The sequence below is a fragment of the Collinsella aerofaciens genome, assembly GCF_040920445.1.
Classification (GTDB): Bacteria; Actinomycetota; Coriobacteriia; order Coriobacteriales; family Coriobacteriaceae; genus Collinsella; species Collinsella aerofaciens_BH.
Map to the genome: position 1 here is coordinate 1 of NZ_JBCOTQ010000078.1, position 6504 is coordinate 6504.

A 6504-nucleotide genomic window follows, 5' to 3' on the forward strand; every position below is an offset into this window, starting at 1 on the left:
CACTCATCGCCAGCGACATGTATTCCGAAATGATTGCGAATCGCTTTTGATGCGGTGCCTGACGGCACCTATGATCCGCTCGCGAAGCTCGCTGACTTATATATCTCTTATTTACATCGCCCGGGGAGCGAAGCGACGCCGGCGCTGAGGGCTGACGGTTGGCACGCCTCGCGCTGATGACTTGCTGATTGTAATAACTGGTCGCGAGGTCTAATTAGCTTGGTGGTTGAATTGTTAGGCGGTGGAGCATCCACAGAGTCCGGGCACAATCGTGGACCCTCCCTAAATCTTCGAAACCAGCATTGCAGCTGGGAAAGCCTCACCCGCCCCTTGGCCTTTTGCTCGACGATCTCGCGGGACTCCGCATGGCTACGCCCATGCATCCGGACCGTTCGTTTTAACGCGCCGGCCGTCCTCACCGGCACCCCCGTACATGGCGGAACCCGGGGTTGGGCTCAGAATCCGTCACGGCTGCATGCTCATCGTGATCCTCTTTGCTTGACGTTGCGGCTTATCACCGCGACACGTGTGTTGCCACACGGCTATCCAACCAACTCCTGATCTTCGGCTGTTCGCCTACTTTCCTGCAGTTTTCCAGCAGGACAATCGCTCTGAATCCGGCACGCCGTCTCCGCCCAGAAGGGCCGAGGCGGCGCAGGGGTCACATGGAGGGCACTACCCCCGTCGAAGTCTCCGTAGAGACGGGACAATGAACCTGTACAGCTCAGTCTCCGATTATTCGAGCCCTTGGCTACCTTTTTGAACGGGTCTTAAACCCGTGCCGACCGGGAACGGCATATGTCCGCTCCCATAAAAAACGGGAGCCGTGCGAGCCGGCTCCCATTTGCGTTTTCTAACTGTCATCCATAGCGTGACCTGCGGGTCCCTGCTATCATTGGATGTGCCAGGAGTGCTGTTTGCGTTTTTAGCACAACTGGCAAGTAGAAACGCGAGTTGGTAGCTCGCCTCTACACCGTGCGGAGGCGTTGGTAGCACCCGAGCACAATCTTGATGGTATCACGCCCGCCCGTCTTTTCGGCGGGCGGGTTGCCATTTTTTTATGCCTCTACCTGCGGAAACTATAGTATACCTCAGTAACTCATGCCTCACCGCTCTACCGGGGCATGAGCGCTTTACTCCGCCCCGATAGGCAGTTCGAGGCTAGCGAGGCGTGTCGCCGCGAGCGTAATCGCCGCGATCGACGACGCGATCGTCCATCTGTCGCAACACGGCGCTACCGCTGTGCGCCTGGCCGGCGGCGCGAACGCGGTCGTCGCCGGCATCGACAACGCCGCCGGCGTAACGGTTGCGAATCTCCCTTGCGTAACCGCGCCGGGCAAGAAGCTCATCACGTACGGCGGGATCTTCGAGCAGATCTTCATCACACTTCGGTGCAATGAATTTAGGAAACGAATTGTAGGAGACGCCCTTGCTCGCTTTCGCCTGCTCGACCCATGCCGAGTATGCTTTCTTGAGACGCTTGATGTAAATCTCACAACGTTTCTCGTATGGAAGGGCTCGCTCGGCTTCCAACACGTTATTTCCGAAAGCCGTCTGCAACGACTTCAACGCGAACCGCCCGTCGAGACGGGTCAAGTTGAAGGTACATTTTGGATTACCGGCCTCTTTGATATCGAGATCTGTCGCATAGACTCGATTGTTCTTGATGAAAATGTCTACGCCCCACGAGGCAAGTAATTTTTTGAACTGCTCCATATTCTTCGGGTGGTAGTCGTCGATTGCAATATGGATCAGCTCGCGCAGATTGTTTTTATAACTGTACTCTCCCCGATCGACAATCTCCTTTTCAATATCGCGCGGCTGACGATCTCGAATCTTTGAATTTCTCTTACCTTTTTCAAGTTGAGTAAGATTCCAGGCCTTGTCCATTTCACGAACCCATGAAGCGCGTTCGAATTTTCCGCGACGCCCACCAGTCTCGCAACGTTTGCCGGTCAGCAAATCGGTACGGTTGATCGCCATATGGACCGCGTAGCGTTTTCCCGCCTTATCGCTTTCCTCATGCAACGCGAGAATCACTTGTTGATGCGGATAGTGCTTCGCAAGCCATTGCTCCGCGTAGGCCAAACATGCATCGGGGGTCATCTTGCCTCCGTTGCAGCTGCACTCCTCGGGCAGAAACGCGAGAATCTGATGAAGCATGATTACGTTTTTGACTCCGGCTCTCGACGGTTTGTCGTGATGGAAAACCTTTCTGATTCTATCCATTTTCGAAAACCAGTGGTCGCTCCATTCGATGTTCCAGCCACCACGCACAATCGCATCTTTTCCGTTGATGTATTTACGAACATTCTTTGCATAGCGCTCACTCGACACTCTTTTCTGTTTGATAACAGTCACTTCACATCACCACCGACGAAATAGCGCTTTTCAAGCTCGTCGATGAAACGGTCTAGCTTACGCCCAACTTGATAAACCTTCTCAAGTGTTCGAAAAACAGCTTTCTCGTTGTACGCGGGAAGCCCTTGGGCGTTCAAAAAGTACATGAGCTGATTGAGATTCGTTCCTTCCTTCAAAAGCTCGTGATAGATTTTGTCGATCGACGCCCGATCGACATCGATTTTCTCGACTCTCCCGACAAGAGCAGTGCGACGCATGAAGGCCGACATCGACACGCCGAGTTCAGAAGCGCGATTCTCAATGGATTTTTTCTCACTTGGCGAAACCCGGATGCGAATCATCTCAGTTCGCTCTTCGTCTTCAGTCAGATCGACCCCGCGAGTCACCGCGTCATCGGGACGCAGGAAATACCTAATCAGTTCGGCCTCAGACATTTGGGCCTTTTTGGAAAACGTAACAAGCGTTTTCTTTTCTTCTTCACTCAGCGTTGCCTTGACTGTGAACGGACGTTTCGTACTCACGGACAGCTCCTCGAAAATGAACCGCACACCGGAGAGGCCTCCGGTGCAAAACCAGCTATTCGATTCGCTTTCCTTTTCGAGTGCTTAAAAATCGCCGACGCGATTTGAAAACGTCTCGCGAAAACTTTACCGCCGTGAGAGGTGGTAAAGCAAGATGTGTGGGAAAACAAATGGCCCGTATGGCCCATTTGTTGCCACCCACACCCATCTTGCAATCTCCGGAACGGGGATTGGGCGAAACGCAGTGTAGACGTGGAATGAGAGGCCTCATTCCAAGCGAGAGGCCTCGCGGCGTTGTAACTGCATGAAGACCGTGAGCGGAAGCGAATTTTTAACGCGAAGGATGCTGAGTGTTAGAGATTCGCTGTAGCGAGAGCGAAGCGGTGATGCGAATGCGAGGGATGCCGAGTATTTGCATCACCGCGCAGCGGGTTTGCGGCGCCCGCGACGCAAACCTTCGACTTTGTCGAATGTTTTTCGTAACGCCAGCGAAAAAGTTGAGGCAGCTTTCGACATTTCAATGACGCGGAGAGTCTTTGGTGAGACTCGTAGCGTTGTTGGATTGTCGAAAGGTAACGCGATTTGAATTACGGTTCGGATTAACGATTCGATTTTCATGCGGCGGCCAAGCCGCCTATGATTGCTCCCTCCGGTCGCTATCGATTTTCAAAACTCCCGTTTTGTTTTGAATCAATTTGAAATCCGAAATGAAAAACGAAACGCCCGCGCGAGTCGCTTTGACTTTTGCGCGGGCGCGATTCGGATCGGCCGAAAATCAAGCTGATGATATTTTGAGTTTCGCGTTTTAGATCTCAGAAACCAGATCTAAAGACTGCGGCGTTAATTTCACTTCGCCCACAGCATTACGGCGCGAGCACATCCAACGGAACAACTTGGACGCCGCGGTCGGTAACATAGGCTTGTGAACCAAATCCAATGATTGCAACTTTAGAAACCGGCGGGGTGTTTCCAGCAGCAACCATACGTTCCTCGACAGCAACAAGATTGTCAGATGCCTCTTCTATTTGAGCAGAGCTGAGTTTAACTTCGACCGGGATCCAGGTCCCACCAGGAGCCGCAATGACTGCATCGACCTCTAGATCACGAGAATCGTGATAGTGATAGAGACTCATTCCGTTTGCTCGTGCATAAACCCACAAATCATGAAGTGCCAGCGATTCAAAAAGTAGTCCAAGCGTCTTGAAATCTAGCAGCAAGGTCTCCGGAGTCGCCCCGAGTGCAGCGGCCGCAAGTGACGGGTCAGCAAGATGATGCTTCTTTGATTCTCTTAAGTGCACCGGAGATCTCATTGCTGGATTCCATGCGGGAATATCGCGAACGAAGCTGACCCGAGCGAGAAGAGATATATACGATGCCGCCGTTTGTCTCGATACCTCTCCACCAAGATCAGCTACGAGCGTCTTGAGTGTCGCCAAAGTGGATTCATTGCGCGCAAGCGATTCGATAACAGCTTTGACCTTTTCGGGATCGCGTCGAGAGCCATCAACACGAGACAAATCTTCTTCGGCAACTATGCCGATATAACGTTTTGCCATCGCCGACGCAGCCAGCACATCGCGCCCGACCGCCGCGGGCCATCCGCCGCGAACAACGCACTCGGCAATCGAGGCAGAATCCAACGACCCGAAAGCGCCATTGAACTTTTCGCCAGAAATAATGCTCGACAGCTTAACCGCACCGCTAGATTTCCCAAGTTCGAAAAGCGTCATGGTATCCATGCGCAATTTAGCGAACCTTCCAGCACCACTGTGCATCGGCCGCTCATTGTCTCGCGGTGTCGCCGACCCCGTAAATATGAACTGGCCAGGCTCGCCGCCGCGGTTGTCGCACTCAAACCGTGCCGCGTCCCAAAGTTTCGGAACCTCCTGCCATTCGTCGATTAGCCGCGGCACCTCGCCGGAAACGGCAAGCGCCGGGTCCGTCTCGGCGCGCAAACGATTCTCGAAGTTGCGCGACGGATCCATGAGAAGGAGCCTGGACGCCGCACGAGTCCCGGCTGTGGTTGTCTTTCCACACCATTTCGGTCCTTCGATGAGAACGGCACCGAATATCCCTAGCATCTGATCGAGCTCATTTTCGATAATTCGAGTGTAGTACTTTTTTGGCATGTTTTTCACCATTGATTACCAGCGCGTTTAACTAAATTTACCGTTTCCATTTAACCAGATTTTGCTTTTTTGATTAACCAGATTTACGCATTTCAGTTAACGAAACAGATTAAACATGCCGAGTCAAGCCACGACAGGCTCGCGTCGTACTGCGGCCTGGCGCCGCACAACCGCCAGTCGGAGACCTCGATCTCCTCGGTGACGGCATCGCGCCAAGGCAACAAAAGGCTGAAGAACCTGCTCATATTCTCGTGCAACTGCCTTGCCCGGACAGAGGGAAGATGAGGCGACCACTACGCCAGGTGCCGAGAACGAGGCATACCGCACGGCAAGGCACTCAAAGCGCTGACGCGAAAGAGGTTGAAGGTCACCTACGCGATCATACGGGACAGGGTGCCCTAAGCCACCTAGTCGAAGCACAGCACTCCGAACAGGCTGGAGTCCGCCGGTCGAAAGGCCTGGCGTCAGCATTTCGCGATTCGATCTCGCGAACGACATTCCCCGGTTGACAAAACTATAGGAACACCCGTGCTGTTACCCCTGCCATGCGTGTGATTGAGTATCTGCTAGCTTAAGCACTGCTGAATATCGCGTAACAGCACCGCCGTTATCGCGTGCGGGCATCTGGCAGACGCTGGTCCCTGTGCCCTTTTATTGCTAGCGCTCCATCTGCAGCGCTGCCGCATGATGGTCTCTCCCATGTCGGCCCAGATCGCGTCTATGTTGAACCTCCTCGTTCAGTCGACCGCATGGCGGCACGAGTGTAACGGGGTGCCTGGAGATGCATTTAATAGCGGTGCCTGACGGCAATATTCAGTCGGGAAGGCAGCGGTGCTGATTCGCAATACAGGTGGTGTCGAAAGGGCCTAGGACTCATGTGATTGCATAAGCCGCAACAGTGCTGAAAAGGCTAACTGCTTTTGTTCGTGCATTGGCATCATATTCATAAAAGCAACCGGTCCCGACGTTGAATCTAAAATCATCGTTTAGCATTGATCCTGGCTGTTTCCAGAAAGCCACTAGTTTTTTAACTCATACATGAAAAGGAGGTGACGAAAATGGAGAAAGAGGAAATCGAGCTGGCCAGCGATAAATCGGCTTCCGACATCGAGATCACTGTTGAAGAACTTCTGGACTTCGGCATTGATGTTGATCAGGTTATACAGCGCCGCTGCTAAGGTCTGATAACACAATCGCCTCCGTTTAATGTGACGGAGGCGATTCCTATTCGCCCGAAAGAAAGGAGCTCAAGTTGAAGGTTGATTTCACTCTGATCAATCCGGTGAATCACTACAGGAAGACCCTTGTTGATAATCTGGCCATCTTGAATCTAAGGGCCGTTTCTGAAGCAGCGGGATTTTCAACTCACGTTATTGACTTTCAGCGTAAGTTCCTCGAAGAAGAAAAGACTTTTTCAAAGGCTCTGTTAGACCAGGATTGACATACATGTGTCCCCACGGTGCCATATCGTTGACCCCGTAGACCGCGATGAT

Annotated in this window: 5 protein-coding genes; 2 read left to right on the forward strand and 3 right to left on the reverse strand. The window is 52.8% G+C overall.

The features are described from left to right. Window positions 1-1161: 1161 nt before the first annotated feature. The 3 genes from AB5405_RS09360 to AB5405_RS09370 all read right to left on the reverse strand — a co-directional run bounded on the left by AB5405_RS09360 (window position 1162) and on the right by AB5405_RS09370 (window position 5011). Window positions 1162-2361 (reverse strand): relaxase family protein, encoded by a 1200-nt coding sequence (locus AB5405_RS09360; protein WP_368138290.1) that lies wholly within the window; start codon window positions 2359-2361, stop codon window positions 1162-1164. Continuing rightward, window positions 2358-2882, reverse strand: coding sequence for a plasmid mobilization protein (locus AB5405_RS09365; protein ID WP_368138291.1), 525 nt, complete (start codon window positions 2880-2882; stop codon window positions 2358-2360). The genes AB5405_RS09360 and AB5405_RS09365 overlap by 4 nt, the downstream gene beginning before the upstream one ends. Before the next feature lie 863 nt (window positions 2883-3745). Further along, window positions 3746-5011 carry an ATP-binding protein gene (locus AB5405_RS09370; RefSeq protein ID WP_195362215.1) on the reverse strand — a complete coding sequence of 422 codons (1266 nt, stop codon included), beginning with the start codon at window positions 5009-5011 and terminating at the stop codon, window positions 3746-3748. Between the two features lie 69 nt (window positions 5012-5080). On the opposite strand from AB5405_RS09370, the gene AB5405_RS09375 reads away from it, so the two are divergent. Both AB5405_RS09375 and AB5405_RS09380 read left to right on the forward strand, forming a co-directional pair. After that, window positions 5081-5296, forward strand: coding sequence for a transposase (locus tag AB5405_RS09375; protein WP_368138292.1), 216 nt, complete (start codon window positions 5081-5083; stop codon window positions 5294-5296). Window positions 5297-6263: 967 nt separating this feature from the next. Continuing rightward, window positions 6264-6452, forward strand: a complete 189-nt coding sequence (locus AB5405_RS09380) for a hypothetical protein (RefSeq protein WP_368138293.1) — start codon at window positions 6264-6266, stop codon at window positions 6450-6452. The last annotated feature ends 52 nt before the right edge of the window (window positions 6453-6504 follow it).

What these genes read in the sequence shown, in the direction of transcription:
- AB5405_RS09370 (WP_195362215.1), bottom strand. Translation starts at nt 5,011, where the DNA reads ATGCCAAAAAAGTACTACACTCGAATTATCGAAAATGAGCTCGATCAG.